This window comes from Pseudomonas sp. NFPP07 (assembly GCF_900115645.1).
Taxonomy (GTDB): Bacteria; Pseudomonadota; Gammaproteobacteria; order Pseudomonadales; family Pseudomonadaceae; genus Aquipseudomonas; species Aquipseudomonas chlororaphis.
The window spans coordinates 182,852-208,458 of sequence record NZ_FOXG01000006.1 but is presented as its reverse complement, the minus strand read 5'-3'; the positions used below and the strand labels follow the sequence as shown (position 1 = coordinate 208,458).

The window sequence follows — 25,607 nt, the reverse complement described above, 5'->3', positions numbered from 1 at the left end:
GCGCTGCTGTCGATAATGGCCAGCCATTCCTTCGCTCTGCACAGGATTCCCCATGCCCATCGTTGTCGAGTCGCTGAAAGAAATCAGCTATCAGGATCAGCAGGACCTGCAGAAGATCTACCGCGACGCCCCGCCCTGGCTGTTCGCGCCGCAGCGCGACGATATGGAACTGATCGAGGCCGCCCTGGGCGACGGCAGCCTGATCGCCGGGCGCTTCAACGACCGCCTGCTGGGCGCCGCCCGCCTGCAACGGCACCAAGACGTCTGGCACCTGTCCCAAATGTGTGTGCGCAAGATCACCCGGCGTCGCGGCGTGGCCGAGCGACTGGTGAGCGAAGCCCGGACAATGGCCGCCCGGCACGGCGCCACCTTGCGCCTGCTGGCCCCCGCCGGGCACCTCGAAGCCCAGGCCCTGGCGGCCAAGCTGCAGATACCGCTGGATGTGCTGCAAAACGATCAGTGACCAGTGGCCAGGTCCGGGGCGTTATACTCCCCGGCTAAATTCGAATTCGACACTACAAGGACTCGCCCATGAAAGCGTTCGGCAAAATCCTGGGTCTGGTACTTCTCGGGCTGTTGCTGATCATCGTGGCTCTCGGCTTCGCCCTGACTCACCTGTTTGATCCCAACGACTACAAAGAAGAAATTCGCCAGATAGCCCGCGACAAGGCCCACATCGAGCTGACGCTCAATGGCGATATCGGCTGGAGCCTGTTCCCCTGGCTCGGCCTCGAACTGCATGAAGCCGGGGTCGCCACCCTGGCCAACCCGACCCAGCCGTTCGCCGATTTGCAGATGCTCGGTTTGTCGGTCCGCGTGCTGCCGCTGCTGCGCCGCGAAGTGCAGATGAGCGATGTGCGTGTCGAAGGCCTGAACCTGCGCCTGACCCGCAACAAGGATGGCCACGGCAACTGGGAAGACATCGGCAAGGTCGCTCCCGCCGACAAGCAAGCCGCAACCCCGGCCACCAGCACCGGCGAAACCACAACCACGACCCCGGCCACCACGGAAAAACCGGCGCAGCCGATCCGCCTGGATATCGACAGCCTGACCGTGAACAACGCCCGGGTGGAATACAACGACGAACAGAGCGGCAAGCAGTTCACCGCCGAAAGCATCCAACTGAGCACCGGCCCGATCCACGAAGCGACCAATACCCCGGTCAAGCTCACCGCCTTCCTCGCCAGCACCCAGCCGGCCGTGCGCGTGCGCACCGAGTTGAAGGGCGAGCTGCGCTTCGACCGCGTCCTCAAGCGCTACCAGTTCGAAGACATGAAGCTGTCTGGCGAAGCCGCCGGCGATCCGCTGCAAGGCAAGACCCTGACCTTCGCCGCCCAGGGCCAGCTGCTGCTGGACAAGGCCGCCAACGTCGCCGAATGGAACAGCCTGAAGCTCTCGCTCAACCAGCTGCGCGCCATTGGCGAGCTCAAGGTCAATGACCTGGACAAGACCCCGCAGCTCAACGGCGGCATCTCCATCGCCCAATTCGACCTGGCCAAGTTCGTCGACAGCATCGGCCAGACCCTGCCGGCCATGGCCGAAGGCAGCCTGAGCAAGGTCGAGCTGGTCAGCCGCCTGTCCGCCACGCCGAACAGCATCGCCCTGGAAAACATCAACCTGAAACTCGACGACAGCAGCTTCAGCGGCCGCCTGGCGGTCGAAGACCTGGCCAAGCAATCGCTGCGCGCCCAGCTCAAGGCCGACACCTTCGACGTCGACCGCTACCTGCCGCCGAAATCCGCCGAAGCCAACAGCGCCGCGGTCGCGCGCAAGGCCGAAGTACAGAGCAGCGAAGCCAGCGCCGTCGCCGGGGCCGGCAACTCGCCGCTGCCGGACGCGCCGACCAAGGGCGCCTGGAGCACCGAGCGCCTGCTGCCAGTGGAACGCCTGAGCAAGCTGGATGTGGACGCCGACCTGAGCTTCGGCCAGTTGACCCTCAACAAGCTGCCGATCCAGAACGCCACGCTCAAGGCCAACGGCCAGGGCGGCCTGCTGAAACTCGAGGGCCTGCGCGGCGAGCTGTACAACGGCAGCTTCGAAGCCAACGGCAACCTCGATGTGCGCCAGCCAACGCCACAGTTGAGCCTGCAGACCAGGATCAACCGAGTACCGGTGGAACGCATCCTGGAAAGCCAGGGGCAGACCCCGCCGGTCAAGGGCCTGGTGACCCTCGACAGCAACCTGACCAGCAGCGGCAACAGCCAGAAGGCGCTGGTCGACGGCCTCAACGGCAACGCCAGCTTCGTCGTCAACAACGGCGTGCTGCTCAATGCCAACCTCGAACAGCAAGTGTGCCAGGGCATCGCCACGCTGAACCGCAAGACCTTGAGCAGCGAGCCGCGGGGCAAGGACACACCCTTCCAGGAACTCAAGGGCAACCTGACCCTGCGCAATGGCGTGGCCAGCAACCCGGACCTGAAAGTGCGCATCCCGGGCATGAGCGTCAAAGGCAATGGCGACATCGACCTGCGCGTACTGGGCATGGATTACCGCGTCGGCATCGTCGTCGAAGGCGACAAGAGCGACATGCCGGACCCGGCCTGCCAGGTCGGCGAACGTTTTGTCGGCATCGAACTGCCGCTGCGCTGCCGCGGCCCGCTGGAACTGGGCGCCAAGGCCTGCCGCCTGGACCGCGACGGTCTCGGCCAGGTCGCGGCCAAACTGGCCGGCGATCGCCTCAGCGAAAAACTCGATGAGAAGCTGGGCGACAAGGTCAGCCCGGAACTGAAAAACGCGCTCAAAGGGCTGTTCAAACGATGAGGGCCGAGCAGTTCGCACCGGCAGTACTGGACTGGTACGACCGCCATGGCCGCCATGACCTGCCCTGGCAGCAAGAGATCAACCCATACCGCGTATGGGTCTCGGAAATCATGTTGCAGCAGACCCAGGTCAGCACTGTGCTCAACTACTTCGACCGGTTCATGGCCTCGCTGCCGACGGTCCAGGCCCTGGCCGCCGCGCCGGAAGACGAAGTGCTGCACCTGTGGACCGGCCTGGGTTACTACACCCGCGCGCGCAACCTGCAAAAGACCGCGAAGATCGTGGTCGCCGAATACGGCGGCGAGTTTCCCCGCGACGTGGAAAAACTCACCGAGCTGCCGGGCATCGGCCTGTCCACCGCCGGCGCCATCGCCAGCATCAGCATGGGCCTGCGCGCGCCGATCCTCGACGGAAACGTCAAGCGGGTGCTGGCGCGCTTTACCGCGCAGGAGGGCTACCCGGGCGAACCCAAGGTGGCCAAGCAGCTGTGGGCCGCGGCCGAGCGCTTCACCCCGCAGACCCGGGTGAACCATTACACCCAGGCGATGATGGACCTGGGCGCCACCCTCTGCACCCGGAGCAAACCCAGCTGCCTGCTGTGCCCCCTGGAAAGAGGCTGCGAAGCGCACATGCTGGGCCTGGAAACCCGCTACCCGATTCCCAAGCCACGCAAGACGGTCCCGCAGAAACGCACGCTCATGCCGATGCTGGCCAACCACGAAGGCGCCATCCTGCTGTACCGCCGGCCCTCCACCGGCCTGTGGGGCGGTTTGTGGAGCCTGCCGGAGCTGGACGATCTGGCGGACCTGGAACACCTGGCTTCGCAGCACTCGCTGGAGCTGGGCAAGCAACAGGAAATGCCCGGGCTGGTGCACACCTTCAGTCACTTCCAACTGGCCATCGAGCCCTGGCTGGTGCAGGTCCAGGCATCCGCCCATCACGTGGCCGAGGCCGACTGGCTCTGGTATAACCTCGCCACCCCGCCGCGCCTGGGCCTTGCCGCCCCGGTGAAAAAGCTGCTCAAACGCGCGGCCGACGTATTGAACGCAGGAGAGTTGCAATGACCCGCACCGTAATGTGCCGCAAGTACAAAGAACAATTGCCGGGCCTGGAGCGTCCTCCGTATCCGGGCGCCAAGGGCCAGGAGATTTTCGAGCACGTGTCCGCCAAGGCCTGGGCCGACTGGCAGAAACACCAGACCCTGCTGATCAACGAAAAGCGCCTGAACATGATGAACGCCGAAGACCGCAAATACCTGCAGGGCGAGATGGACAAGTTCTTCTCCGGCGAGGAATACGCCAAGGCCGACGGCTACGTGCCGCCGTCCGAGTAATTGCACTCAAATCGGGGCGGGAACGTAAGCGGCGGTAATAATTAAACTTTTTTTCAAAACTTGCTTGACGCCCCCCCGAAAAACCCGTTTAATGCGCCCCGTTGCCCAGATAGCTCAGTCGGTAGAGCAGGGGATTGAAAATCCCCGTGTCGGCGGTTCGATTCCGTCTCTGGGCACCACTAATACCGAAACCCCTGAATCGCAAGATTCAGGGGTTTTTTATTGCCTGCGATTTGATGCGCCTGTTTTCAGCATTGCAGCCTTCACTCAATAACTGTCATTCCAGTGCAGGTTGAGGTCGCGAATACCCGCCACTTTCATATCCACCGTGTTGCGCTCGGTATGTCCGCCACGGGTGGCGATAACCTGGTACTTGCCGGCCGGCAGTTGCACAAAGACGATGGGGCCCACCTGATTCAGGGTCAGGACCGGCTGCCCTTGCGGGTTCTGGATCGCCAGGTCGACATCCGAGGTGTATTTGTTTTCCGGGCCGACGGAAAAGGTCATGTGCAGGTTGTACCCCTTGGTCTGCAAGAGCGCCCGCGATTCGTCCAGGCCGATACCGCCGGACAGATAGGTAATGCCGTTCTGCTGTTGAGGTTCCAGCTGCACGCCCGCCGGGTCGATGGGTTCGTTGCTGGGGGTGGCGGACTGTACGCTGAACGGCGCGAGTGACAGGAACGCCGCGAGAACGCCTGTTACGACACACAAGTAAAAGGACTTCATGATGAGCACTCCCGGGTTCGTCTCGAACCACTGAATGGGAACGCCACCGCCAAGAGCCCAGCCCCAGAACGGCGGCGTCCGGGTCTCCCCTTTTCATCTTGAATGGCCCAGCTACGCCTCAGGCAAACGATGCTCGAATGAACAGCCCGTGAGCGTCATGCATCCGTGATCGCCCCCAGGCCCTGATATTCAGTGTACGCCCCGATGCCAGGCCGTTTAGATCGATTCGGTGTGAGGCTTTTAACCAAAAGTACCTAGCAGCGGCGCCAATCCCGACGGTTGCCAGCGCGCGGACAAGGCGGTTATTAATGCTTGCACCTAAAAAGAGCCGACACGCCTTTTCGCCCGCAAAGGAATACGCGCCGATGACCGTGCAATCCCCGCCCTCGCCCCTGCACCCGGCCAGCACCGCGACCAGCAGCCCCGGCACGGCGTTCCGCGAGCCCGCCGCCGATGGCTTTATCCTGGGCGGTTTCACCTGGCGCCATGCCGAACCGGACCCCGCGCGTGCGGTGGTGATCATCAATGCCGCCACCTCCGTGCGTTGTCGGCACTATTCGCGGTTCGCCGATTACCTGTTCAGCCATGGCTTCGACGTCATCACCTACGACTACCGCGGTATCGGCGAGTCGCGGCCGGCCTCGATGCGCAAGCTGAAGGCGTCCTGGTCGGACTGGGGCAGCCTGGACTTCGAAGCCATGCTGCAACGCGCGCAGCGGGAATTCCCCGGACAGCCCATCGACGTAGTCGGGCACAGCTTCGGCGGTTGCGCGGCGGGGCTGGGCGCATCCGGGCAGTTGATCCGCCGCGTAGTGACAGTGGGCGCGCAGTTCGCCTACTGGCGCGACTACGCCCCGGCGAGCCGCTGGCGCATGCTGGGCAAATGGCATGTCGTAATGCCGCTGCTGACGGCGATTTACGGTTACTTCCCCGGCAAGCGCCTGGGCTGGCTGGAGGACACCCCCGCCGGCGTGGTGCGCGACTGGGCCACGCCCACCGCGCACTATCAACGGCGGCCCAGCGGGCGCCACCTGGCGCGCCGGGATCCGGCGCTGCCCTTCGCCCGGGTCAAGGCACAGCTGCTGGCCATCAGCATCAGCGACGACCCTTACGGCACCGTGCCGGCCATCGAGCGCCTGCTGGGCTACTTCACCGCCAGCCAGCGCAGCCATTGGCGCATCGAACCTGCGGACATCGGCGAGCAGGAAGTCGGGCACTTCGCGTTTTTCCGCAGCCATTACCAGGACCGCCTATGGCCGATCGCCCTGGCCTGGCTGCAACACGCCACATTGCCCAGCGACACCCCGGGACGCCTGATCAGCGGTAGCCGTTGAACGTGCCAGGCAGCGCATTTACTGGCATTCTCTGCCGCCTGAAAGCCAGGCCGGACACTGTATCCATCCCTGGCCCCCAATTTGCGCAAAAGGTACGACGCCCATGGCATCTGCGAACAAGCAACACAAAAGAGCCCAGCGGGCGAAAACCAAGGCCAAGCAGAACCGCACCCAGCGCAACGCCGCGCCAGTGGAACTGGACCCGAACGACGACCGCATCGACTTCGAATCGGTGGACCTGACCGAGCTGTTCAAGAAGATGATCGACGCCGAGAAGATCAGCCAGCAGGCGATGTGCGCGGCGTTCCTGGAGGACCCGCTGCTGGAGATCGTCTACGAGCAGGAAGGCGAGGAAGGCGCCATGGACTTCATCCTCGCCGCGCTGATCGAGTACCGCCAGTGGTCCACCGAGACCGACGAGGCCGGCGCCCTGGCCTGGATCGAAAGCCCGGAATTCCAGGCCGCCTACCTGGCCGCTTCGGAAGCACTGATGCAGAAATAAGCTTCAACACGATCTGCAGGAGCGAGGCTTGCCCGCGAAAGCGCCGGTACAGGCCATAAAAATGGCCGCTGTCAGCACTGACAGCGGCCTTTTTCGTTAGCGGGAAAAACTCAGGCGCGGCTCAATACACCGGCCGCCTGCTTCTCCAGCTTGCGCCGACGCGCAACCAGCAGGCCCGCCGCGATCACGACCATGCTCAGCAGGCCGGTGGCAATGATCTCCATGCGGTGCCCTTCCTGGAACAGCATGATGGTCAGCACCCCGACGATGAACACGATCACCGCGTAGGTCAGGCCCGGGAACAGCCACATGCGGAAGGCGATCTTCTCGCCGGCCGCCGTGCGTTTCTGGCGCATGCGCAGCTGCGATACCGCGATCACCAGGTACACCAGCAAGGCGATGGCGCCGGAACTGGCCAACAGGAATTCGAACACCGCGGCGGGTGCCACGTAGTTGGCGAATACCGCGAGGAAGGCGGCCGCGGTGGACAGGATCACCGCCCAGTAAGGCGTGCCGCTAGTGTTGGTGCGCTTGGCCGCGGCCGGGGCATCGCCACGCTTGCCCAGGGAGAACAGCATGCGCGAGGCGGTGTAGAGCGCCGAGTTCAGGCAGCTGGTCACCGCCACCAGCACCACCAGATCGACGATCAGCTTGGCGTTGGGGATACCCATGCGGTCGAGCACGGTCTGATAAGAACCGACCTGGGCCAGGCTCGGGTCATTCCATGGCACCAGGGCCACGACGATGAAGATCGATACCAGGTAGAACAGGCCGATCCGCCAGATCACCGAGTTGGTGGCCTTGCTGATCTGCTGGCCCGGGTTCTTCGATTCGGCGGCGGCGATGGTGACGATCTCGGTGCCCATGAACGAGAACATGGTGGTCAGCATGGCGGCGAGTACCGCGCCCATGCCGTTGGGCAAAAAGCCCTGGGTATCGAACAGGTGCGAAACGCCGCTGACATTGCTGGTCGGCAGCAGGCCGAAGATTGCCAGCAGGCCGAGCACCACGAAGCCGATGATCGCCACGACCTTGATCAGGGCGAACCAGAACTCGAACTCACCGTAGTTCTTCACGCTGAACAGGTTGGTCGCGGTCAGCAGCAAGGTGATGACCAGGGTAAAGGCCCAGATCGCTATATCAGGGAACCAGGCATGCAGGATGGTCGCGGCGGCGTTGGCCTCCAGCGGAATCACCAGCACCCAGAACCACCAGTACAGCCAGCCGATGGTGAAACCGGCCCAGTGGCCGATGGCGCGGTCGGCATAAGTCGAGAAGGAGCCCGTGTCCGGCGAGGCGACGGCCATTTCGGCCAGCATGCGCATCACCAGCACCACCAGGGTGCCCGCGGCCGCATAGGCCAGCAGCACGGCAGGGCCGGCTTCGGCGATGGCGTGGCCGGAACCGACGAACAGCCCGGCGCCGATTACCCCGGCGATCGACAGCATGGTGACATGCCGCGGTTTGAGCCCCTGTTCGAGGTCATTGGAGGTCTGCGTACTGCTCATTGAAACTACCTTTGCGAAGAAAGCGAAAGCGTCTACCCGGCCTGGATATTCTTTCTCGTAAAAAGAATCCAACAGGGCGTTCTTTATTTCTTACGCAAGATTTGCGCCAAAATGTTACAGGCTCCCAGCGGGCGCGGGCTGCAAAGGTGACCGACGGATGAGCGCAAGTCCTTGAGATTAATGGCCTTGCGCCAGAACGTTACCGCACCACCCATTTGTAGAACGAAGCAGCGCACCAGAAACACACATAAAAAGTATGCGACGCACAAATAGAGGGCGGATACGCAACCTTTGGCCGTTTTACCCTTCCAACACCTGGCCAAAGCTGGCACCATCGCGCCTTTTTTTACGCGACACCCGCTGGGAACAGGGTTCAAACGGGCGTTCGGTTGTTGACGGGGCGACAGTCTGCTGTGCCGATGCGACAACCTGTCACACGCCGTCTGCTTACACCCTGAAGCGCTGTTGGCTGTCATTCGAACGCTATGCTAGGTTGGCGCCTCGCCAGAAAAGCCGCTACCAGCAGGAGCGCAATGAACTCATGAGGACCGCACATGGCTGAGGCCACGCCCGCGCTTGAAATCCGCAACTTGCACAAACGGTACGGCTCGCTGGAGGTACTCAAGGGTGTCTCGCTGACCGCGCGCGACGGCGATGTGATCTCGATCCTGGGTTCCTCCGGTTCCGGCAAGTCCACCTTCCTGCGTTGCATCAACCTCCTGGAAAACCCGCACCAGGGCCAGATCCTGGTGGCCGGCGAAGAACTCAAGCTCAAGGCCGCCAAGAACGGCGAACTGGTTGCCGCCGACGGCAAGCAGATCAACCGCCTGCGCAGCGAAATCGGCTTCGTGTTCCAGAACTTCAACCTCTGGCCGCACATGAGCGTGCTCGACAACATCATCGAGGCGCCGCGCCGGGTGCTCGGCCAGAGCAAGGCCGAAGCCATCGAAGTGGCCGAAGCGCTGCTGGCCAAGGTCGGCATCGCCGACAAGCGCCACGCCTACCCGGCTCAGCTCTCCGGCGGCCAGCAGCAACGCGCCGCCATCGCCCGCACCCTGGCGATGCAGCCCAAAGTCATCCTGTTCGACGAGCCGACCTCGGCACTGGACCCGGAAATGGTCCAGGAAGTGCTCAACGTGATCCGCGCCCTGGCCGAAGAAGGCCGGACCATGCTGCTGGTCACCCACGAAATGGGCTTTGCCCGTCAGGTCTCCAGTGAAGTGGTGTTCCTGCACCAGGGCCTGGTGGAAGAGCAAGGATCGCCACAGCAGGTGTTCGAGAACCCGCTTTCGGCACGCTGCAAACAATTCATGTCCAGCAACCGCTAACGGAGCAACACGCATGCAGAGCTATAAGAAATTCCTCCTGGCCGCTGCCGCCACTCTGGTGTTCTCGGCCAACGCGATGGCCGCCGACAAACTGAAGATGGGCATCGAAGCGGCCTACCCGCCATTCAACAACAAGGATGCCAGCGGCCAGGTCGTCGGTTTCGACAAAGACATCGGCGACGCCCTGTGCGCCAAGATGAAAGTCGAGTGCGAAGTGGTCACCTCCGACTGGGACGGCATCATCCCGGCCCTGAACGCCAAGAAGTTCGACTTCCTGATCTCCTCGATGTCGATCACCGACGAGCGCAAGCAGGCGGTGGACTTCACCGACCCGTACTACTCCAACAAGCTGCAGTTCATCGCGCCTAAAGACAAGGCCGACTTCAAGACCGACAAGGCTTCCCTCAAGGGCAAGATCATCGGTGCGCAGCGCGCCACCCTGGCCGGCACCTGGCTGGAAGACAACCTGGGCGACGACATCACCATCAAGCTCTACGACACCCAGGAAAACGCCTTCCTCGACCTGACGTCCGGCCGCCTGGACGCGATCCTGGCCGACAAGTACGTCAACTACGAGTGGCTCAAAAGCGAAGCGGGCAAGCCTTACGAGTTCAAGGGCGACCCGGTTGAAGAAAGCGACAAGATCGGCATCGCCGTGCGCAAGAACGATCCGATCCGCGAGAAGCTCAACGCCGCCCTGAAGGAAATCGTGGCCGACGGCACCTACAAGAAGATCAACGACAAGTACTTCCCGTTCAGCATCTACTGATACTGACTGGCCTGCCCGGCGCCCTTCCCCGAGGGCGCCGGTCCTTAGCAAAGCCTGCCGCGACTTGAATAACCATCCATGAATATCGATCTCTACGGATTCGGCCCGGCGCTCGCCGCTGGCGCGCTGATGACCGTCAAGCTGGCTCTTTCGGCGCTGTGCCTGGGGCTGGTGCTCGGCCTGCTCGGCGCCTTGGCCAAGACTTCCCCGTACAAGCCGCTGCAATGGCTTGGCGGCACCTATTCGACCCTGGTGCGCGGCGTTCCCGAACTGCTCTGGGTGCTGCTGATCTACTTCGGCACCGTCAACCTGATGCGCGCCCTGGGTGAGTTCTTCGGCAACCCGGAGCTGGAACTCAATGCCTTCGCCGCCGGGGTCATCGCCCTCGGCCTGTGCTTCGGTGCCTACGCCACCGAAGTGTTCCGTGGCGCGATCCTCGCCATTCCCAAGGGCCATCGTGAGGCCGGCGTGGCCCTGGGCCTGTCGAAATGGCGGATCTTCACCAGGCTGATCATGCCGCAGATGTGGCGCATCGCCCTGCCGGGCCTGGGCAACCTGTTCATGATCCTGATGAAGGACACCGCGCTGGTGTCGGTGATCGGCCTGGAAGAAATCATGCGTCACTCGCAGATCGCCGTGACCGTGTCCAAGCAACCTTTCACCTTCTATATGGTGGCGGCCTTCATGTACCTGGGCCTGACCGTGCTGGCCATGACCGGCATGCACTTCCTGGAAAAACGCGCCGCCCGCGGCTTCGCGAGGAGCGCCCAATGAACTGGGAAGTGATCATCAAGTGGCTGCCCAAGCTGGCCCAGGGCGCCACGCTGACCCTGGAGCTGGTGGCCATCGCGGTCATCGCCGGCCTGCTGCTGGCCATTCCGCTGGGCATCGCCCGCTCATCGCGCCTGTGGTACGTGCGCGCCCTGCCCTATGCCTACATTTTCTTCTTCCGCGGCACGCCGCTGCTGGTGCAACTGTTCCTGGTCTACTACGGCCTGGCGCAGTTCGACGCAGTGCGTAACAGCGCGATGTGGCCGTACCTGCGCGATCCGTTCTGGTGCGCCACCGCCACCATGACCCTGCACACCGCAGCCTATATCGCCGAGATCCTGCGCGGGGCGATCCAGGCCATCCCGCCGGGCGAGATCGAAGCGGCGCGGGCGCTGGGCATGTCCAAGCCCAAGGCGCTGTTCTACATCATCCTGCCCCGGGCGGCGCGCATCGGCCTGCCAGCCTACAGCAACGAAGTGATCCTGATGCTCAAGGCCAGCGCCCTGGCCAGCACCGTGACCCTGCTGGAACTGACCGGCATGGCCCGCACCATCATTGCCCGCACCTACCTGCCGGTGGAGATTTTCTTCGCCGCCGGGGTGTTCTACCTGCTGATGTCCTATGTGCTGGTGCAAGGCTTCAAGCTGCTGGAACGCTGGCTGCGCGTCGAGCAGTGCCAAGGCCGCTGAGCCGTTCGCTCCTACCGGCGTCCCGCTAACCTGTAGGAGCGAGCCTTGCTCGCGATCGCCCTCCCCAGACCCCGCCGAGCCCAGCATGCCCTCCATCCTCCAAGGCCCCGAACTCCTCAGCCGCTTCCAGGCCCTGGACCGCTTCCTGCTGGACCATCAACCGCTCTGGCGCCCACGCCCCTTCACCGAGCCGCAGCTGCCCTGGGAAGCCCGACACCGCGAACTCGCCCAGTGGCTGCGCCAGCGCAGCCTGGACGATGCCGAGGTCAGCCATAACCACCCAGAACGGCTCGATGCTCCAGCGCCCTTCCCCGATCTGGCTCGGACCGCCGCCGCGCTCGGTACCGTGGCCGAGCTGCCGATGCACGAGGTGCCAGCCGCCCGCCAGCGCCTCAACGTCGATGTGCCCGGGCGCAAATGGCAGCAGATCGAAGCCTTCGCCGCCTGCCTGGAGTTCACCCGGGCACCCGGCCACTGGCTGGACTGGTGCTCGGGCAAGGGCCATCTCGGCCGCCGCCTGCTGCAACCCGGGCAACGGCTGACCTGCCTGGAATACGACCCGGCGCTGGTCGCCAGCGGCCGGCAGTTGAGCGAACACCATCGGCTGCCGGCCAGCCACCTGCAGCAGGACGTACTCGCCGCCGACGCCGCTGCCCGCCTCAGCGCCGAACACACACCGGTGGCCCTGCACGCCTGCGGCGACCTGCATGTACGCCTGATGCAACTGGCCAGCGAACGCGGCTGCCGCCAGCTGGCTATCGCGCCCTGCTGCTACAACCGCATCAGCCATGCCGAGTACCAGCCGCTCTCCGGCCCGGCCAAGGGCTCGGCGCTGCAACTGTCCCTCGACGACCTGGGCCTGCCCCTGAGCGAGACCGTCACCGCCGGCGCCCGGGTGCGCCGCCAACGCGACAGCTCCATGGCCCGCCGCCTGGCCTTCGACCTGCTGCAACGCCGGCTGCGCGGGGTCGACGAATACCTGCCCACCCCGTCGCTACCCGCCAGCTGGCTGGACAAACCCTTCGCCGACTACTGCCGCGACCTGGCGGCCCTCAAGGACTTACCCACAGTCGGTTCGCAGGACTGGCCGGCGCTGGAAGCCGCCGGCTGGCAGCGCCTGGCCCGGGTCCGCAACCTGGAGCTGCTGCGCGGCCTGTTTCGCCGGCCCTTGGAGCTGTGGCTGGTGCTCGATCGCGGGCTGTTTTTGCAGGAACAGGGTTACCGCGTGCAACTGGGCCTGTTCTGCCCGGCACCACTCACCCCACGCAATCTGATGCTGCTGGCGGAACGTGGATAAGTTGGATCCATCATCCTATCCAGCCTGTGGATAACTCTGTTGATGAAATCCCGCCAAAGCCGCTGAAAGCGCCTGCTACAGCCTCAATACAGAGCTGGTCATTTTTTGTTCATAAAAATAAATCAGCGAAAAAACAGCCAGTTGCGGCGAGTTGAGAACGGATCCACAAAATCAGCGAAAACAGCCGCGCGACAGCCATCGATTGTGCATAAGCGTCAATGCCAAAGGACATAACAGCCGAAAACCGGCACCACAGGCGAGGCAAATTGCGCCGGTCGGCGACGCTTGTTATACAGACGCAGGCGCTCGCGGGCGCCCAGAACCTTTGTGATTAACGGGAAAAGACAGTGACGTTCATTTCTTATGCACAAAATTTCGAAGACATCCGCCTGTGGCGCGCGCTCAAACACGTTGAAAACGGCTTCTACATCGACGTCGGCGCCAACCACCCCACTGCCGACTCGGTGACCCGCGCCTTCTACGATCGCGGCTGGCGCGGCATCAACGTCGAACCGGTGCCGAGCTATTACCACGCCCTGTGCCAGGAGCGGCCCAGGGACACCAACCTGCAATGCGCTGCCGGCGATAACGCCGAGGCCCTGACCTTCTATGGCATCGCCGACACCGGCCTGTCCACCCTCGACCCCGCCATCGCCCAGCAACACAAGGACGCCGGCATGCAGGTGCAGACCCAGATCGTCAGCTCACGCACCCTGAGCGACATCTGCGAGGCCCACGTCGGCGGCCCCATCCACTTCCTCAAGATCGACGTCGAAGGCCACGAAGAAACCGTGCTGCGCAGCATGGACTTCAACCGCTGGCGGCCGTGGATCCTGCTGATCGAAACCCCATGGAACCGCGACCAGGCCTGGGAAACCCTGGTCACCGGCGCGGGCTACCACCCGGTGGTGTTCGACGGCATCAACACCTTCTACCTGGCCGAAGAACACCTGAACCTCAAGGGCGCCTTCGACATCCCGCCGTGCAACCTCGACGAGTTCCAGTTCAACCCCGGCCACCGCTTCGTCGCCCCCGCCACCGACCTGGAACAGGCCCTGATCGCCGAACGCCAACGCGCCGACCGCGCCGAAGCTGCACTGCACGCCCTGCGCAACAGCCGCTCGTGGCGCGCCCTCGAAAAACTCAAGAAAGTGCTGGTCCGCGGCGGACGTCGCTGAGAGCGTCAATCAAGCAATAACCTCGTGCTGCGCTGTGACTGCTTGACTCGCACTTTCCCAGCAGACTTGCAAAAACAGTCCCGACGACAGAGTATTTCCGACTACCTCAGCTCAGACAGGGATATGTTTCAGCGAGATGTTATCAGACACACACGGTCACAAGGACGAGACGACCATGACTTCTTTTTGCCCACAAACGCGGCATGGCCCTCAGGTTGGGCGTCTATCGCGCCATCTGAACAGCGTGCGTCATCCCAAGGCACCAGCTCTCCTCGCTACGCTCCCTGCTTCGCGCAGACCAAACACCTGCCTGCCACGTATTCAATCTCTTCTGCCCGACCTGGCACGGAGCCCGATATGAGCGGAAAACCTGCAGCTCGCGTTACCGACCCTACCGCCTGCCCACTACCCGGCCACGGTACCAATCCAATCACCTCAGGCTCCCCCGATGTGCTGTTCGACGGACTACCGGCCGCTCGCCTGGATGACCCTTCAGCATGTGGAGGAAAGCTGTCCGGCAACCTCTCGGCAACGGTATTCATAAACGGGAAAAACGCTGCAACGGTCGATAGCCTCGGCACCCATGGCAACGTAGTGATCGGTGGCTCCGGGACAATCATCATTGGCGATACCTTCGTCCCCAGCCCCATGGCACCGATCCAGGGCATGAGCACAAGTCCATTCAAGGGCCGCTTCCGGGTATTCGACAGAGAAACCGGCAAGGCCATCGCAGGCCAACGAGTGCGTATCAGCTCCAGCAGTGGGGAGTCGATACAAAGTACCGATGCCGAAGGCTACACATCCTGGGTGAACAACGAACAGCCGGAAACACTGAAGTTCGACCTGATCTATGGAGATGATCAATGAGCGGTGATAACCCCTTGTCGACCGGCGGCATGTCAGCACCAGGGCAGACAACGGATGTAGGCCTGACAAAACCCAGGCTCTCCCCTGGAGACAAAAAAGTTCTCTGTTCGGCGGCTTGTTACTGCCAGGCGACACCTAACGTAGCGGTGGACGGTAAAAACCTGAAACAGCAGTGCGTCGCCGCGCGCCTGAACGGGCTGGACAAACTCCTTATGGGGCGAAGCACGCTGAGGCCGGAAGTCAGCTACGACATGACCAAAAAACCGCCCGTTCCGATCATGGACAGTCAGAGTGGCGATAACCCTCATAGCTGGATCCCTGGCTGGATCAAGAAATACTGGGATCAGGGCCCAGATCACCCACCGTTCGAAGCAGGTACGGGCATGATTCGCCGTCCGGACGTCGTCATCGTGAATGACCCTAGAAAACCCCCGACCCAGGACAACATCAAACAGGTTGTGGAAATGAAATTTCCACCCGATTCTCCAAACACGAAACAGGCTGCTGAATACGCGAAAATTGCAGGGGGCAGCAATAAGGTCGTTACCCTCGATGCCAGAGAATGCGACTGCACCCAGGAAGAGCAAACGTCCAAAGTTCCGTCTGAAGAGCTGGGATGGGCCGCAGCGATTGCCGCCGCCGCTGCGTGGCTACTGAGCCGTGGCAAGACGCCCGCCCCGAGATTCCCGGTACCCGCCGGCGCCATGTGATTTAAAGGAACCGACCATGAGTGAACCTTTCGACTTAGCCGCCGAGCTGGAAAAAATGCCTTTCGCCCTGGAGATACCGGGCCATTTGCTGATGAAGGGGGGGCGGCAAGACTACATTGGAGCAGCGCTCTGCATCCGAGGCACCTTGTATTTCAAGGATGCCCATACCATTCCGGTACGCGAAGAACTGGGTCGATGCTTCAACGACTACAAGCGCCTGGCAGAGCCGGAGTTGAGATGGCTATGGCGGGAAGAACCACCTGAAGGTTCAGCATTGACCCCTTACAACAAGGCCAGATCCCTGACCGAGATGCTGGCCACCATGAAGGAAAACGATCACCTGAGTTTCTACTACACCGGTGGCCGTGAAGCGGTCGACGCCAGTCCCTGGTTTTTCGAGTTATTCGGCCAGCGTGGCTGGGAAGCAAAAATGGGGGATGACCTCAGCGTGCTGGAGTTTTCAGTCCCGATCCTCTTCTTCGAGAAGCACCGTCTCGACTTCCTGCGCTTGTTCCTCGATTGTGCAGCCCGCCTGAAAGCGGAGCAGGGCTATGCAGGTTATGCGCTAAACCTGTCCGTAACCAAAAGAGACGGTAACGAAGCAACAGAAGCCTACATGAGCGAAAGCATGCCCGGGCTGGATGCAGGCCTGGCACCACTCTTGGCCAACCGGCCCGAGTTCCAGAAGAACAAAATCAAAACCGTGAGCTGGCTGACCGTACTCAACAAGCCACGCCTGGAAAGCGCAGGAGGTTTGAAACCACTGCAGGCCAGGCTGCCCGACAGCCATTTCGCTTTTTATGACTACGGTGCCGGCGTGATCATCCAGGCCGGAAACGAACCGGCCGTGATAGGCGATGCCGACTTCCCACGGCCTCCAGCCTACGTGCTGCTGAACCATGAGCTCAAGGAACTGCGCTACGAAACAGTGGGCGACCTTCATGGTGGCTCTCATGATGGCGAAGTTCGTCTTACCGGGTGGTCGGCGGATCAATGGTTGAAACGCTTTGATGTGCCGCTGTCCGAGCTAAGCGCCTATCAGCACAAACTCAACGAACAGCCCGCACTCAGCAGCCAGTACACGCTCAAGGACCGGCTGCGTGCTCAAGGTTATACAAGCAGCGGCCCCGGCAGCGCCCCCTGACCGGCCAGTTCGGCGGTATAACGCGACTCCGATGAGAGTTACACCACTTTCCGCTGGGACCACTCCAAGAGCCTCCGTATGAACATCGATCCCAAGGTAGCCGGAGCATCTGCAAAAATAGTCAGATTTCAGGGGTTTACAGAACCTCGCCAATCGCTATAATCGTCGCCCACACGCCGGTATAGCTCAGTTGGTAGAGCAACTGACTTGTAATCAGTAGGTCCCGGGTTCGACTCCTGGTGCCGGCACCAGACAAATCAAGGGCTTGCAGCGATGCAGGCCTTTGTTTTTTGCACCACACGTAACAAGCGACGTAACAAGTGCTATTTGAGAGGTGCTAAGCCCATGGATTGGTTGCAGTTCTTCTCCTCTGTCGTTGGGTCGCTTGCATGGCCAGCAGCAGTCGTCGCACTTGCTTGCTTGGCTCGCGCGCCGCTAGCCAAATTAATCCCACGACTCCGCAGCGTGAAATATGGGGAACTGCATCTCGACATTGCAGAGGAGTTGGAACGGGTAAAAGACCAGGTAGACGCCAACAGCGAGACGCCTAACGCATTGATTGAGGAGCCACCGATTAGTTTTCGGTCTCTGGCCCAAGCAGATCCCCGTGCGGCCATCCTCAGCGCTTGGCTACCAGTGGAAATCGAGCTCAACGAGATTGCGGCCAAGAGTGGCCTCAAAATTCAGCCAGGCATGCCTGCATTGCGGCAGCTCCGACCGCTGCGAGAGCAAGGGATTTTGGATCAGTTGACAATACAGACGTTGGCCAATCTTCGGCGCATCAGGAACACAGCAGTCCATGTGACCGAAGAGAGCGTCAACTTCAACGATGCGATGAACATGGCAGAGATGTGTCAGTGGGTTAGTGCACAGTTGAAGCGCATCAATGCAAGCCTAGAAGCACACGCGCCCGCCCCGGAATAGAAGATTTTTTCTCTAATACTGGGGGTCTTCAAAAAGAGTAACATCGGTAATCTTGCCCGCCATAACCTCGCAAGCCATTGAAAAGTCTATGCTTTTCAGGAACAGGCAAGAATAATCTTTAAGTAACCTTGAAGTAATCTGATTACTCTTTAAAAAGGTGATTTCCTTCATTCTTAAAACCCTTATAAATCGATTATCTTTTTGATTACTCCTTGATTACTCCTTGGTTACTACCTTTTGTAATCAGCAAAGTCCCGTAAAACGCGGGCTCCAGCCAAGCCTCCCCGCTCTATTACTGAAATTACTCTTTTTGCAAAGCCCCCCTATCCCACCTCTGAAAGCCATCCAGGAATAAGCCGTATTTGCCCCTTCTGTGCAGGGACTCGCAGGGAAAACAGGTCCAGCTCCCCCCTATCCGGCCAGCGCCTGCACCGCCGGCATAGCTCCGCAGGGGCGCAGAAAAAACGACACATTTAGCCCACCGGCGTGGCGGGGGGACGAGGGCGAGTGCCAGGTGCAAAATGGTCGCCGACAATCAATAAACGCAGGGGACGAGAATGATCGATTCGTTGACGAACGAACGAAGCTCTGAGGTGGAAAGGGAGTTCGAGGTGCTGATAACGCTGATGGCAGACATGATCATGGGGCATGCCGAAGCCAATCAACATGTCCACCCTCCTAAGTGGGCGCTCGACCTGCATGTACTATCGATGAAGCTGTTCAAGCACCTATGCTCTATTCGAACGCTTCTGAAGCCGTGCGGACTCGAAACAGGCACACTACCCCGCTTCGGGTATATCGACCACTCATCGGTCTCAGCCCTAACAAGGACGGCTGTCGAGAACTACCTAGTGATGTACTGGCTTTATAGCAACGGGGATGAATCGCTCAGGGAGTTCCGTCACACAGTCTGGAAATATTGTGGCTGGAAGAAGCGAAGCAAGCTGGTCCCTACAATTGAAGAGGCCAAGATAAGCCACCAGGAGGCTGTGGATACCGCCGCTGAGCTGATGGCACGGATAGAGGCATCACCCTACTTCAAGGACTACAGCGTCGCGGACAAGAAGAGCTTGCGTAAAGGTAACTGGAGTGCGGGATCAAATTGGAATGATCTAGCTGAAAAAGCCGGCTTACATCGCATTTACTTCACGTCGATCTATCCGTATCTGAGCGGCTACACGCATAGCGATTTCATTAGCTGCTTGCAGATCGGCCAGGCACAGACCTTAAACGTGCAGTACTCCCTCGGCGTAGCATCGTTACAAATCAGCCTCTTGATGATCGGCCACTTTTCCCACTTTTACGCCGAACTGTTTCCTACAGCTAAAGAGATATTGGAACACTCCGGGGAAGCCTTTGAACTGGCGACCAAGTGGCACATCAAGACGGATGACATGGCCTTTCTCTATGACCGGGTGGGCGTAGACGAAACTAGCCCTGCGCAGGAAGGTCATACTCCCGGAAGCGCACCTCCTCCTCCCCCAGCCAATCGTTGATTTGCAACAGCCTTGCCTGCTCCGGCTCCAGCTCGTTGACTGCCCAGACTGTGGCCGCGTCCCGGATAGAGCCAAAGCCCCCAGCGTTCTGCGGCACCACCCCCATCAACTGGGGCAGGATACGCAGCATGGCCAGCTGATCGTCGCGGCTGATGTTTTTGATTGCGCCGAAGTCGTCCTTGGCTGCTACCTCGCTGATCGGGATCATCTGCAGGCCGTCCTTTTTCCCGCCCGGGGCGTACATGAACAAGTTGCGGAAGTTGCCCGGCCCTTTGCTGTTCTTCATCGCTGAACGCAGGTCGGTAACAAAGTCCTCGTTCTGGGCGGCGTCGGTCATGTACAGAATGAAGCCGGCGTGACTGCCGTTCTCGAAGTATTTACGGCGGAACAGCGTGGCGTTCTCGTTGAGCAGCGCACTCTGCAAGGCAGGCAGCCACTCCGGCAACCCGTAAATCTTCTGGTTGATATCGGCCACGCGCAGTTGGCACACGCTGCCGAGCTTGAACTCATGTTCGTCCTTCCCTCCGCGGCCCTGGAAGTAGGTCTTCAGGTCGGTATCGCGGCGCATGTACTTGGCTAGGCACGACTGTAGCCCGATGGCCTGGCGCAGCATGTTGTCGCGCTTCTCCAGGTAGAGGTTTCCCGACCAACCGCCCCTGCTGCAGCGCGTCGTGGCTCACACTCGTCACGGGCTTTCCAGCTGTGGGAGGGTCTTTTCCTTCTCGCCGATTAGCTCGGCAATCTCGCACACGCGGTAGCCCTGCCAATACAGGTATCTGGCGTGGCGGCGGTGATCGGTGGGCAGTTCGACGATAGCGTTCATGGCGCCGATGCTGCCGTTCGCGCGCGCGAGTCCCTATCTCCGTCCCCTGTAACGTCTTGCGCTACAACCTCACCTCGTTGCCGCTCTCCGCGCCACTGTCAACCATGCCCCGCCACCGCATCGAGGACAGCCCGCATGGTCGCAAGCACCGCACCTGCCAAAAAATTCCGCTCTAAGTGGTTCCGTGTCGCCGTGGAAGGCGCCACCACTGACGGCCGCAACATCGAACGCGCCTGGATCGAGCAAATGGCAGCCCAGTAGAGCCCTGACACCTACGGCGCTCGTATCAACTGTGAACACATCAAATGGTCATGGCCTGGCGGCGAGTTCGGCGCCTATGGCGACGTGCTGGCCTGCAAGGCCGAAGCGGTTGAGATCAACGACGAGAAGAAGCTCGCCTTGTTCGCTCAGTTGGAGCCGAACGAGGCGCTGCTCGCCCTGAATAAACAAGGGCAGAAGGTCTACACCTCCGTCGAGATCAACCCGAGCTTCGCCGACACCGGCAAGGCGTACCTGGTCGGTCTGGCCATCACCGACACTCCGGCCAGCTTGGGTACCGAGGCGCTGCAGTTCAGCGCCAAACACGGCACCCTGGCCAACCGCAAACAGGACAAGGACAACCTGTTTACCGCAGCAGAATGAAGCGGTCATCGAATTCGAGGAGCTTCCTGATGCAGAGAACAAGGCCATCGGCCTGTTCGCTCGCGTGATGGAAGCCCTCGGCAAGAGCAAGGATAAATCCGTCAGGGACGACGCCCAATTCTCCGAACTGACCACGGCGGTCGAGGCTCTCGCCTCTCACGCCAAGGAGCAGGGTGAATCCTTTGCAACTGAGCGTAATCAGCTCGTCGCCCTGAAATCCGCCCACGAAAAACTGGCCGGCGAATTCGCCGACCTGGTCAAGCGCCTGGGTGATACCGAAGACCACAGTCAGAAGACACGCCCGCCGGTAACCGGCGGCAACGGCCAAGTCGTCGCCGAGTACTAATTTCCAGCCGCCACCACGACACCAGTTCGGAGAAACACCATGCAGAAAGAAACCCGCGTCGCCTTCAACGCCTATTTGAGCCAGCAGGCGCGAATCAATGACGTAGCATCGGCTGCAGAGACTTTCACTGTCGCCCCGAGCCCATCCCAGAAGCTGGAAACGGCGATCCAGGAATCCTCCGCCTTCCTCAAGAAGATCAACATCATTCCGGTCGACGAGACCGAAGGTGAAGCCCTTCTCCTGGGCGTGAATGGCCCGACCGCGAGCCGTACCAAAACCGGTCCGGGCAAACCTCGCAAACCGCGGGATGTCCACGCGCTGAGCAAGGACGCCTACGCCTGCAAGAAGACGAACTTTGACACCGCGTTCCCCTACAACATGCTCGACGCCTGGGCGAAGTTCCAGGACTTTCAGACCCGCCTTTCCGGCTCCATTGCCGTACAGCAGGGCCTGGACCGCATCATGGTCGGTTTCAACGGCACCACTGCCGCTGATGACACCGACCTGGCCCTCTACCCAATGCTCCAAGACGTGAACATTGGTTGGCTCCAGAAAATCCGTACCGGCGCACCTGATCGTGTGATCGATGAAGGCGCCGTCGCCGGCAAAGTCACCCTGGGCCCTACCGGCGACTACAAGACCCTTGATGGTCTGGTGCTCGATGCCGTCCAGTTGCTGGACCCATGGCACCGCAAGCGCAAAGACCTGGTCGTTATCGTCGACCTAGCTCTGCTGCATGAAAAGCAGCTCAAGGCCGTGGAAAAGGGCGCGGAGTCCAACCAGGAGGCCAACGCCGCCGACGAGATCATGGTCAAGACCCGCCTCGGCGGTCTGCCTATCGAGTACGACGCTCCGTTCTTCATCGAAGGCGGTGTGTTCGTCACCCCACTGAACAACCTGTCAATCTACGTACAGACCGGAAAGCGCCGCCGCAATATCCGCGACGAGCCGGACTACGACCAGGTCGCCGACTACCAGTCCTCCAACGAGGCCTATGTCATCGAGGACTTCGGCGCCTCCGCTCTGGTCGAAAACATCGAGAAGGTCTAAAGCCATGACCCTGCCCCTTGCCCAACGTACCCAACTACGCAAACGCGCAGCCGCGGAGGCAGCAGCCGTCGCCCCCTTGGCTCTCATGGAGAGAGCCACCAACTATGAGGTGATGCTGGCCAAGCTCCAGCAAGACCAATTCCGCCTCAAGCAGGTCCAGTCGACCCAGCGTAAGGCCGTAGTCAAGGCCACGATGCTTGGCGAGTACGTGCCATATATCGAGGGCGTTCTCTCCGCTGGCCAGGGTGCCCAGGACGACGTCTTGGGCACCATCATGGTGGCGCCTCGACGCAGGAGACTTCGCTGCCTACCTGTGCCGCCTGCGGGGTATCGAGGTCGTCACCCTGACAGATGCCAACGAGCTGGCCGAGGGCGTACTCACCAACCTGCTTGCACCGAACGAGAGCTACATCGACTTCCAACAGGGAATCGTCCGGCTCGCCCAAAATATCCTCCATACGCACAACCTCAAAGGCTTCCATGAGCTGCGCACGGCCTATGCGTGCAAACGCTATGAGCAAATCACGCAACACCTTGCGCCTATCAACGGCGGCAAGTGCTACCAGCTCGGTCGATAATTAGATCAGGAGGCCAGAGCGCAAATCAGCTACAAGCTCGGACACGGTAGAGTTGACGTACTAGCCGCCTACGTAGGGGGCAAGGATGACTAGGTCATTTAATATGGAGGCGTTCCTTGGTCGAGTGTTGGCTGGACTCATGCAACTCGCAAGCGCCACATACGACAAGCCAATGCTATCCAAGGAGCTATTGCTGACCGCTGGGGTCGAAATAACCCATGGAGATGGAGACGAAAGCATCTTGTTTGATTTATAAATTTTCACTTGGCAGAGCAAGCGGATTCGACACGCATTATTAATTATTCACGATCCGAATTCTTCCAGTCCGCACAGACAAGACTCGGAAAGTTTAAGCCTACATCATGAGAAGTTTCTCTCCAAAATGCAATGCAGACTTGGATAGCGTGCGGGAGACATCCCAACAAGTAGAGTTCATATGAAACCTTGAGATACTCAAAAACTTAGAAACTCATGTTCACATAAAAATGGACGCATCAAAGAAACGCGCCCACTTAGACAAAACTAAAATTCCAAAGCATCCGAGCGCTCTTCGACAAGCTCGTCGGGCGCCGTTGGAATTATCGGTTCATCTGCGACTAATGAAACCACGGATATCTTTTCTCGTTCTAGAACGAAACTTAACCCCAACCATTGGGCCTTTTTAGCTGCATCTCCAATTTTAAATGACCACCGTTTCTCCATGAAATCCAAGAGATAAATACCACGGCGGAGTATCTCTTTAGGCCCCCACTCTGCAGAGTTAGAAACCTGTATTTCTGATAAACATCCGTACTTATAGCCTACTTGATTTTTTTCAGACCCTTTTTTCAGGTGAAATGATTTATTGCTCAGCGACGCATTCTTTCCATGCGATACCGGCAATAGATTACCTATCGAGTTACGCAGCTTATTACGCTCTGGCACGCTATATCCCGCGAATTTACTTTTCCAATATCCGTCCTTAGCTTGCTGTGGATAAATATGCTCGACCGTCTTATAGTCTTCTGCATAAATTTCTCGCGAGGAGTCCTCCGACCAGCTAAGCAACTGTCTACTTGTTTTCGACAGAACTCTAAGGTGCTGTTCATATTCAAACATAAAATACCGTATAAGATACCATCCATAGTATCCATTGCTATGTTTCCCAAGCCCTTTAATAGCATCCTTGAACTCAGAAGACTTTATAACCTTATCACACGCATCATCCATAACCTTGCTAATTTGAAGTGGTGCCCCATCGCCAGAAAGGACCTTCATGGTTAGCTCACCAAGTTCAAGGTCGGCATGGTAAGGGACAAGCCTAGATATAAACCCAAAGCGCTCACCAGAGATGAGCATATGCTCTCTGTCTGGAGTATGCTTAAATGATAAAACACTTGCCACGACCAGTAAAAACAAGTTGTAATCTGACAACCTATTAATCTGATTAAAAGAAACCTTTTCTTGATCCGACCATTTAGCTAGATCAGGATAGGCTACTTCATAGAAGACTTTAACTACAGATTTTATACTAGCAGCATAGTCGTAAACGTCTTCGATCAACAAAGGATCTGAGTCGTCATCCAAAAATAGGCGCTTAGGTGTGAATACCTCCTCCAGTAGTGCATCCTTATATCGCTGCTCATATCTTAGGTAGCGCTGAAAAGACCTCGGCCTATCTTCTGAGGAGGCTAGTTTAGCGCCAAAATAAACTACGTAATGCGTTCGTAAAAAAACATCATCGTTGAATTTTTCGGAGTCAATCAGGCCAAGAAAATGATAGACTGCTTTCCAGCTTTCATTAATCGCCTTTCTGAGGTGCTCACTCTCCCGTTTTTCAACGTCGAACTTGGTCGAAAGATAAATCAGTCGATTCTTCAGCAATTCTAAATGAGATAGCAATTTCCCTCGATTATTCATTGTTTCAAATGTAACAAAAACATCAAGATCTTGTTCGATATAGAAGATATTAAACTGGAGATGCTGAGTCAGTTTAGTATATATTTCCCCCAATCCATTCTCATCTAAAGACTCAAGCTTTTTCGCAAAATATTTCTTAGCAGCCAGCAAATTTTTTGTATAGATGGTTTCTTCATAAAGCGAATGATTTACGGACTCATCACCAAATATTTTTTGCTTAAGAAATTCATAACTTGGATTATCTTTTTCATAGCCAAATATATACGATCTTGAGATCCCCTTCCCCTTGACCTCGCATATGTACTTCCTTCTAATATCTTCCTTTTCTGTATAGTTCAGAAGGTCGCCATCATTAATTCTATCCAGTATAGACTGGAGCAGTATAACTGCCGTTGTAAGCCGCTGCTGTCCGTCAACCACGTACATTGGGCTATAACGCTTGGCTTCAATAATCCAAATATCATCATCCCAGCGCTGATAACTATCCTGTGTTACAGGCTCGAGAGTTAAAACACCTGTATAATGGCTTTTATCTTTTGGCAACTGCTCGATATCACTCCAAAAGTCTTTAAGATGCTTTTCCTCCCAAGAATATCCACGTTGATAGTCAGGTATTCTAAAAATAACTTCCGAAAATATTTTCGATAAAGATTTAAGTTCTGACTGCATCATTGCCTCATGAGAAACAGCTTATCCAAGTCTGCCTACTACCATTAGCTAAAACTGATAATAGAATACTCCACCCAATATAACTGAAAACGTTTTCTGAAACCATACTCGATTTAATGGTAGGTGACTGAGCCAAAGCTAAAATTTAACTCTACGAGAAGCGTCCATTTCGCAGGAAATACTAAAGCACTTAATAGCTTTAAGTTATCAAAAGACCACAACCAATAAATCAAGTGCATAATAACTATTACACCCATACATTTC

General features: G+C 58.9%; 22 protein-coding genes, 2 tRNA genes and 4 pseudogenes. 23 read left to right on the top strand and 5 right to left on the bottom strand.

Translation table 11 applies throughout. From position 1 onward, the window contains the following. Window positions 1–52: 52 nt before the first annotated feature. The 5 genes from BM019_RS16875 (at window position 53) to BM019_RS16855 (ending at window position 4,272) form a co-directional block, all read left to right on the top strand. Complete coding sequence (locus BM019_RS16875) at window positions 53–463, top strand: acetyl-CoA sensor PanZ family protein (protein ID WP_092418967.1); 411 nt, start codon at window positions 53–55, stop codon at window positions 461–463. Between the two features lie 68 nt (window positions 464–531). Then, complete coding sequence (locus BM019_RS16870; protein WP_092418966.1) at window positions 532–2,760, top strand: AsmA family protein; 2,229 nt, start codon at window positions 532–534, stop codon at window positions 2,758–2,760. Further along, window positions 2,757–3,824 carry an A/G-specific adenine glycosylase gene (gene mutY, locus BM019_RS16865; RefSeq protein ID WP_092418965.1) on the top strand — a complete coding sequence of 356 codons (1,068 nt, stop codon included), beginning with the start codon at window positions 2,757–2,759 and terminating at the stop codon, window positions 3,822–3,824. The genes BM019_RS16870 and mutY overlap by 4 nt, the downstream gene beginning before the upstream one ends. Continuing rightward, a complete protein-coding gene (locus BM019_RS16860) occupies window positions 3,821–4,093 on the top strand; it encodes an oxidative damage protection protein (protein WP_007921798.1) in 273 nt (90 codons plus the stop codon). Before mutY ends, BM019_RS16860 begins: the two co-directional genes overlap by 4 nt. 103 nt (window positions 4,094–4,196) lie before the next feature. Beyond that, a tRNA-Phe gene (locus BM019_RS16855) sits at window positions 4,197–4,272 on the top strand. Between the two features lie 88 nt (window positions 4,273–4,360). Here BM019_RS16855 and BM019_RS16850 read toward each other — a convergent pair. Continuing rightward, window positions 4,361–4,819 carry a hypothetical protein gene (locus tag BM019_RS16850; RefSeq protein ID WP_009041751.1) on the bottom strand — a complete coding sequence of 153 codons (459 nt, stop codon included), beginning with the start codon at window positions 4,817–4,819 and terminating at the stop codon, window positions 4,361–4,363. A 365-nt stretch (window positions 4,820–5,184) separates the two neighbouring features. On the opposite strand from BM019_RS16850, the gene BM019_RS16845 reads away from it, so the two are divergent. Next, the gene (locus BM019_RS16845; RefSeq protein WP_092418964.1) at window positions 5,185–6,153 is read left to right on the top strand and encodes an alpha/beta hydrolase family protein; all 969 of its coding nucleotides are present in this window, start codon (window positions 5,185–5,187) and stop codon (window positions 6,151–6,153) included. A 103-nt stretch (window positions 6,154–6,256) separates the two neighbouring features. Beyond that, window positions 6,257–6,655 (top strand): hypothetical protein, encoded by a 399-nt coding sequence (locus BM019_RS16840; protein WP_062823953.1) that lies wholly within the window; start codon window positions 6,257–6,259, stop codon window positions 6,653–6,655. Window positions 6,656–6,765: 110 nt separating this feature from the next. Here the strand turns inward: BM019_RS16840 and gabP are convergent, their stop codons facing one another. Continuing rightward, complete coding sequence (gene gabP, locus BM019_RS16835) at window positions 6,766–8,163, bottom strand: GABA permease (protein ID WP_092418963.1); 1,398 nt, start codon at window positions 8,161–8,163, stop codon at window positions 6,766–6,768. 554 nt (window positions 8,164–8,717) lie between these two features. Here gabP and BM019_RS16830 point away from each other — a divergent pair. The 12 genes from BM019_RS16830 to BM019_RS16775 all read left to right on the top strand — a co-directional run bounded on the left by BM019_RS16830 (window position 8,718) and on the right by BM019_RS16775 (window position 19,336). Next, entirely contained in the window at window positions 8,718–9,491 is a 774-nt protein-coding gene (locus BM019_RS16830) for an ABC transporter ATP-binding protein (RefSeq protein ID WP_007922616.1), read from the top strand. A 13-nt stretch (window positions 9,492–9,504) separates the two neighbouring features. Next, the gene (locus BM019_RS16825; RefSeq protein ID WP_009046513.1) at window positions 9,505–10,260 is read left to right on the top strand and encodes an ABC transporter substrate-binding protein; all 756 of its coding nucleotides are present in this window, start codon (window positions 9,505–9,507) and stop codon (window positions 10,258–10,260) included. Between the two features lie 78 nt (window positions 10,261–10,338). Continuing rightward, the gene (locus BM019_RS16820) at window positions 10,339–11,034 is read left to right on the top strand and encodes an ABC transporter permease (RefSeq protein ID WP_007922609.1); all 696 of its coding nucleotides are present in this window, start codon (window positions 10,339–10,341) and stop codon (window positions 11,032–11,034) included. Beyond that, a complete protein-coding gene (locus BM019_RS16815; RefSeq protein WP_007922607.1) occupies window positions 11,031–11,720 on the top strand; it encodes an ABC transporter permease in 690 nt (229 codons plus the stop codon). The genes BM019_RS16820 and BM019_RS16815 overlap by 4 nt, the downstream gene beginning before the upstream one ends. Before the next feature lie 85 nt (window positions 11,721–11,805). Further along, a complete protein-coding gene (locus BM019_RS16810) occupies window positions 11,806–13,017 on the top strand; it encodes a methyltransferase (protein ID WP_092418962.1) in 1,212 nt (403 codons plus the stop codon). 347 nt (window positions 13,018–13,364) lie between these two features. After that, complete coding sequence (locus BM019_RS16805) at window positions 13,365–14,195, top strand: FkbM family methyltransferase (RefSeq protein ID WP_092418961.1); 831 nt, start codon at window positions 13,365–13,367, stop codon at window positions 14,193–14,195. Window positions 14,196–14,552: 357 nt separating this feature from the next. After that, entirely contained in the window at window positions 14,553–15,062 is a 510-nt protein-coding gene (locus BM019_RS16800) for a PAAR domain-containing protein (protein ID WP_085533447.1), read from the top strand. Beyond that, window positions 15,059–15,772: a VRR-NUC domain-containing protein gene (locus BM019_RS16795; protein ID WP_204840179.1), complete on the top strand. Its 714-nt coding sequence runs from the start codon at window positions 15,059–15,061 to the stop codon at window positions 15,770–15,772. Before BM019_RS16800 ends, BM019_RS16795 begins: the two co-directional genes overlap by 4 nt. A gap of 16 nt (window positions 15,773–15,788) precedes the next feature. Then, window positions 15,789–16,916 carry a type VI immunity family protein gene (locus tag BM019_RS16790; RefSeq protein ID WP_085533445.1) on the top strand — a complete coding sequence of 376 codons (1,128 nt, stop codon included), beginning with the start codon at window positions 15,789–15,791 and terminating at the stop codon, window positions 16,914–16,916. A gap of 175 nt (window positions 16,917–17,091) precedes the next feature. Continuing rightward, window positions 17,092–17,167: transfer RNA gene (locus BM019_RS16785), tRNA-Thr, on the top strand. Window positions 17,168–17,261: 94 nt separating this feature from the next. Further along, entirely contained in the window at window positions 17,262–17,840 is a 579-nt protein-coding gene (locus tag BM019_RS16780; RefSeq protein WP_175510674.1) for a hypothetical protein, read from the top strand. 557 nt (window positions 17,841–18,397) lie between these two features. After that, window positions 18,398–19,336, top strand: a complete 939-nt coding sequence (locus BM019_RS16775; RefSeq protein WP_175510672.1) for a DUF5677 domain-containing protein — start codon at window positions 18,398–18,400, stop codon at window positions 19,334–19,336. Here BM019_RS16775 and BM019_RS16770 read toward each other — a convergent pair. Beyond that, a pseudogene (locus BM019_RS16770) lies at window positions 19,272–19,988 on the bottom strand (phage portal protein); the annotation flags it as partial. The gene BM019_RS16775 and the pseudogene BM019_RS16770 sit on opposite strands and share 65 nt — an antisense overlap. Window positions 19,989–20,017: 29 nt before the next feature. Further along, window positions 20,018–20,159, bottom strand: a pseudogene (locus BM019_RS16765) (hypothetical protein); the annotation flags it as partial. A 135-nt stretch (window positions 20,160–20,294) separates the two neighbouring features. On the opposite strand from BM019_RS16765, the pseudogene BM019_RS16760 reads away from it, so the two are divergent. The 4 genes and pseudogenes from BM019_RS16760 to BM019_RS31050 form a co-directional block, all read left to right on the top strand. Continuing rightward, window positions 20,295–21,147 (top strand): annotated as a pseudogene (locus BM019_RS16760) (GPO family capsid scaffolding protein). 39 nt (window positions 21,148–21,186) lie between these two features. After that, complete coding sequence (locus BM019_RS16755; RefSeq protein ID WP_092418958.1) at window positions 21,187–22,197, top strand: phage major capsid protein, P2 family; 1,011 nt, start codon at window positions 21,187–21,189, stop codon at window positions 22,195–22,197. Beyond that, window positions 22,142–22,681, top strand: coding sequence for a phage terminase small subunit (gpM, locus tag BM019_RS31055; protein ID WP_345788666.1), 540 nt, complete (start codon window positions 22,142–22,144; stop codon window positions 22,679–22,681). Before BM019_RS16755 ends, gpM begins: the two co-directional genes overlap by 56 nt. Continuing rightward, a pseudogene (locus tag BM019_RS31050) lies at window positions 22,581–22,868 on the top strand (integrase); the annotation flags it as partial. The gene gpM and the pseudogene BM019_RS31050, both read left to right, overlap by 101 nt. Before the next feature lie 429 nt (window positions 22,869–23,297). On the opposite strand, the gene BM019_RS16740 reads toward BM019_RS31050, so the two are convergent. Next, window positions 23,298–25,343, bottom strand: a complete 2,046-nt coding sequence (locus tag BM019_RS16740) for a DUF262 domain-containing protein (RefSeq protein ID WP_175510670.1) — start codon at window positions 25,341–25,343, stop codon at window positions 23,298–23,300. Between the last annotated feature and the right edge of the window lie 264 nt (window positions 25,344–25,607).

Excerpts from the sequence above, each read along its gene's own strand:
- BM019_RS16875 (WP_092418967.1), top strand. The coding sequence starts at position 53 with ATGCCCATCGTTGTCGAGTCGCTGAAAGAAATCAGCTATCAGGATCAG.
- BM019_RS16870 (WP_092418966.1), top strand. The coding sequence starts at position 532 with ATGAAAGCGTTCGGCAAAATCCTGGGTCTGGTACTTCTCGGGCTGTTG.
- mutY (WP_092418965.1), top strand. The coding sequence starts at position 2,757 with ATGAGGGCCGAGCAGTTCGCACCGGCAGTACTGGACTGGTACGACCGC.
- BM019_RS16860 (WP_007921798.1), top strand. The coding sequence starts at position 3,821 with ATGACCCGCACCGTAATGTGCCGCAAGTACAAAGAACAATTGCCGGGC.
- BM019_RS16850 (WP_009041751.1), bottom strand. The coding sequence starts at position 4,819 with ATGAAGTCCTTTTACTTGTGTGTCGTAACAGGCGTTCTCGCGGCGTTC.
- BM019_RS16845 (WP_092418964.1), top strand. The coding sequence starts at position 5,185 with ATGACCGTGCAATCCCCGCCCTCGCCCCTGCACCCGGCCAGCACCGCG.
- BM019_RS16840 (WP_062823953.1), top strand. The coding sequence starts at position 6,257 with ATGGCATCTGCGAACAAGCAACACAAAAGAGCCCAGCGGGCGAAAACC.
- gabP (WP_092418963.1), bottom strand. The coding sequence starts at position 8,163 with ATGAGCAGTACGCAGACCTCCAATGACCTCGAACAGGGGCTCAAACCG.
- BM019_RS16830 (WP_007922616.1), top strand. The coding sequence starts at position 8,718 with ATGGCTGAGGCCACGCCCGCGCTTGAAATCCGCAACTTGCACAAACGG.
- BM019_RS16825 (WP_009046513.1), top strand. The coding sequence starts at position 9,505 with ATGCAGAGCTATAAGAAATTCCTCCTGGCCGCTGCCGCCACTCTGGTG.
- BM019_RS16820 (WP_007922609.1), top strand. The coding sequence starts at position 10,339 with ATGAATATCGATCTCTACGGATTCGGCCCGGCGCTCGCCGCTGGCGCG.
- BM019_RS16815 (WP_007922607.1), top strand. The coding sequence starts at position 11,031 with ATGAACTGGGAAGTGATCATCAAGTGGCTGCCCAAGCTGGCCCAGGGC.
- BM019_RS16810 (WP_092418962.1), top strand. The coding sequence starts at position 11,806 with ATGCCCTCCATCCTCCAAGGCCCCGAACTCCTCAGCCGCTTCCAGGCC.
- BM019_RS16800 (WP_085533447.1), top strand. The coding sequence starts at position 14,553 with ATGAGCGGAAAACCTGCAGCTCGCGTTACCGACCCTACCGCCTGCCCA.
- BM019_RS16795 (WP_204840179.1), top strand. The coding sequence starts at position 15,059 with ATGAGCGGTGATAACCCCTTGTCGACCGGCGGCATGTCAGCACCAGGG.
- BM019_RS16790 (WP_085533445.1), top strand. The coding sequence starts at position 15,789 with ATGAGTGAACCTTTCGACTTAGCCGCCGAGCTGGAAAAAATGCCTTTC.
- BM019_RS16780 (WP_175510674.1), top strand. The coding sequence starts at position 17,262 with ATGGATTGGTTGCAGTTCTTCTCCTCTGTCGTTGGGTCGCTTGCATGG.
- BM019_RS16775 (WP_175510672.1), top strand. The coding sequence starts at position 18,398 with ATGATCGATTCGTTGACGAACGAACGAAGCTCTGAGGTGGAAAGGGAG.
- BM019_RS16755 (WP_092418958.1), top strand. The coding sequence starts at position 21,187 with ATGCAGAAAGAAACCCGCGTCGCCTTCAACGCCTATTTGAGCCAGCAG.
- gpM (WP_345788666.1), top strand. The coding sequence starts at position 22,142 with ATGTCATCGAGGACTTCGGCGCCTCCGCTCTGGTCGAAAACATCGAGA.
- BM019_RS16740 (WP_175510670.1), bottom strand. The coding sequence starts at position 25,343 with ATGCAGTCAGAACTTAAATCTTTATCGAAAATATTTTCGGAAGTTATT.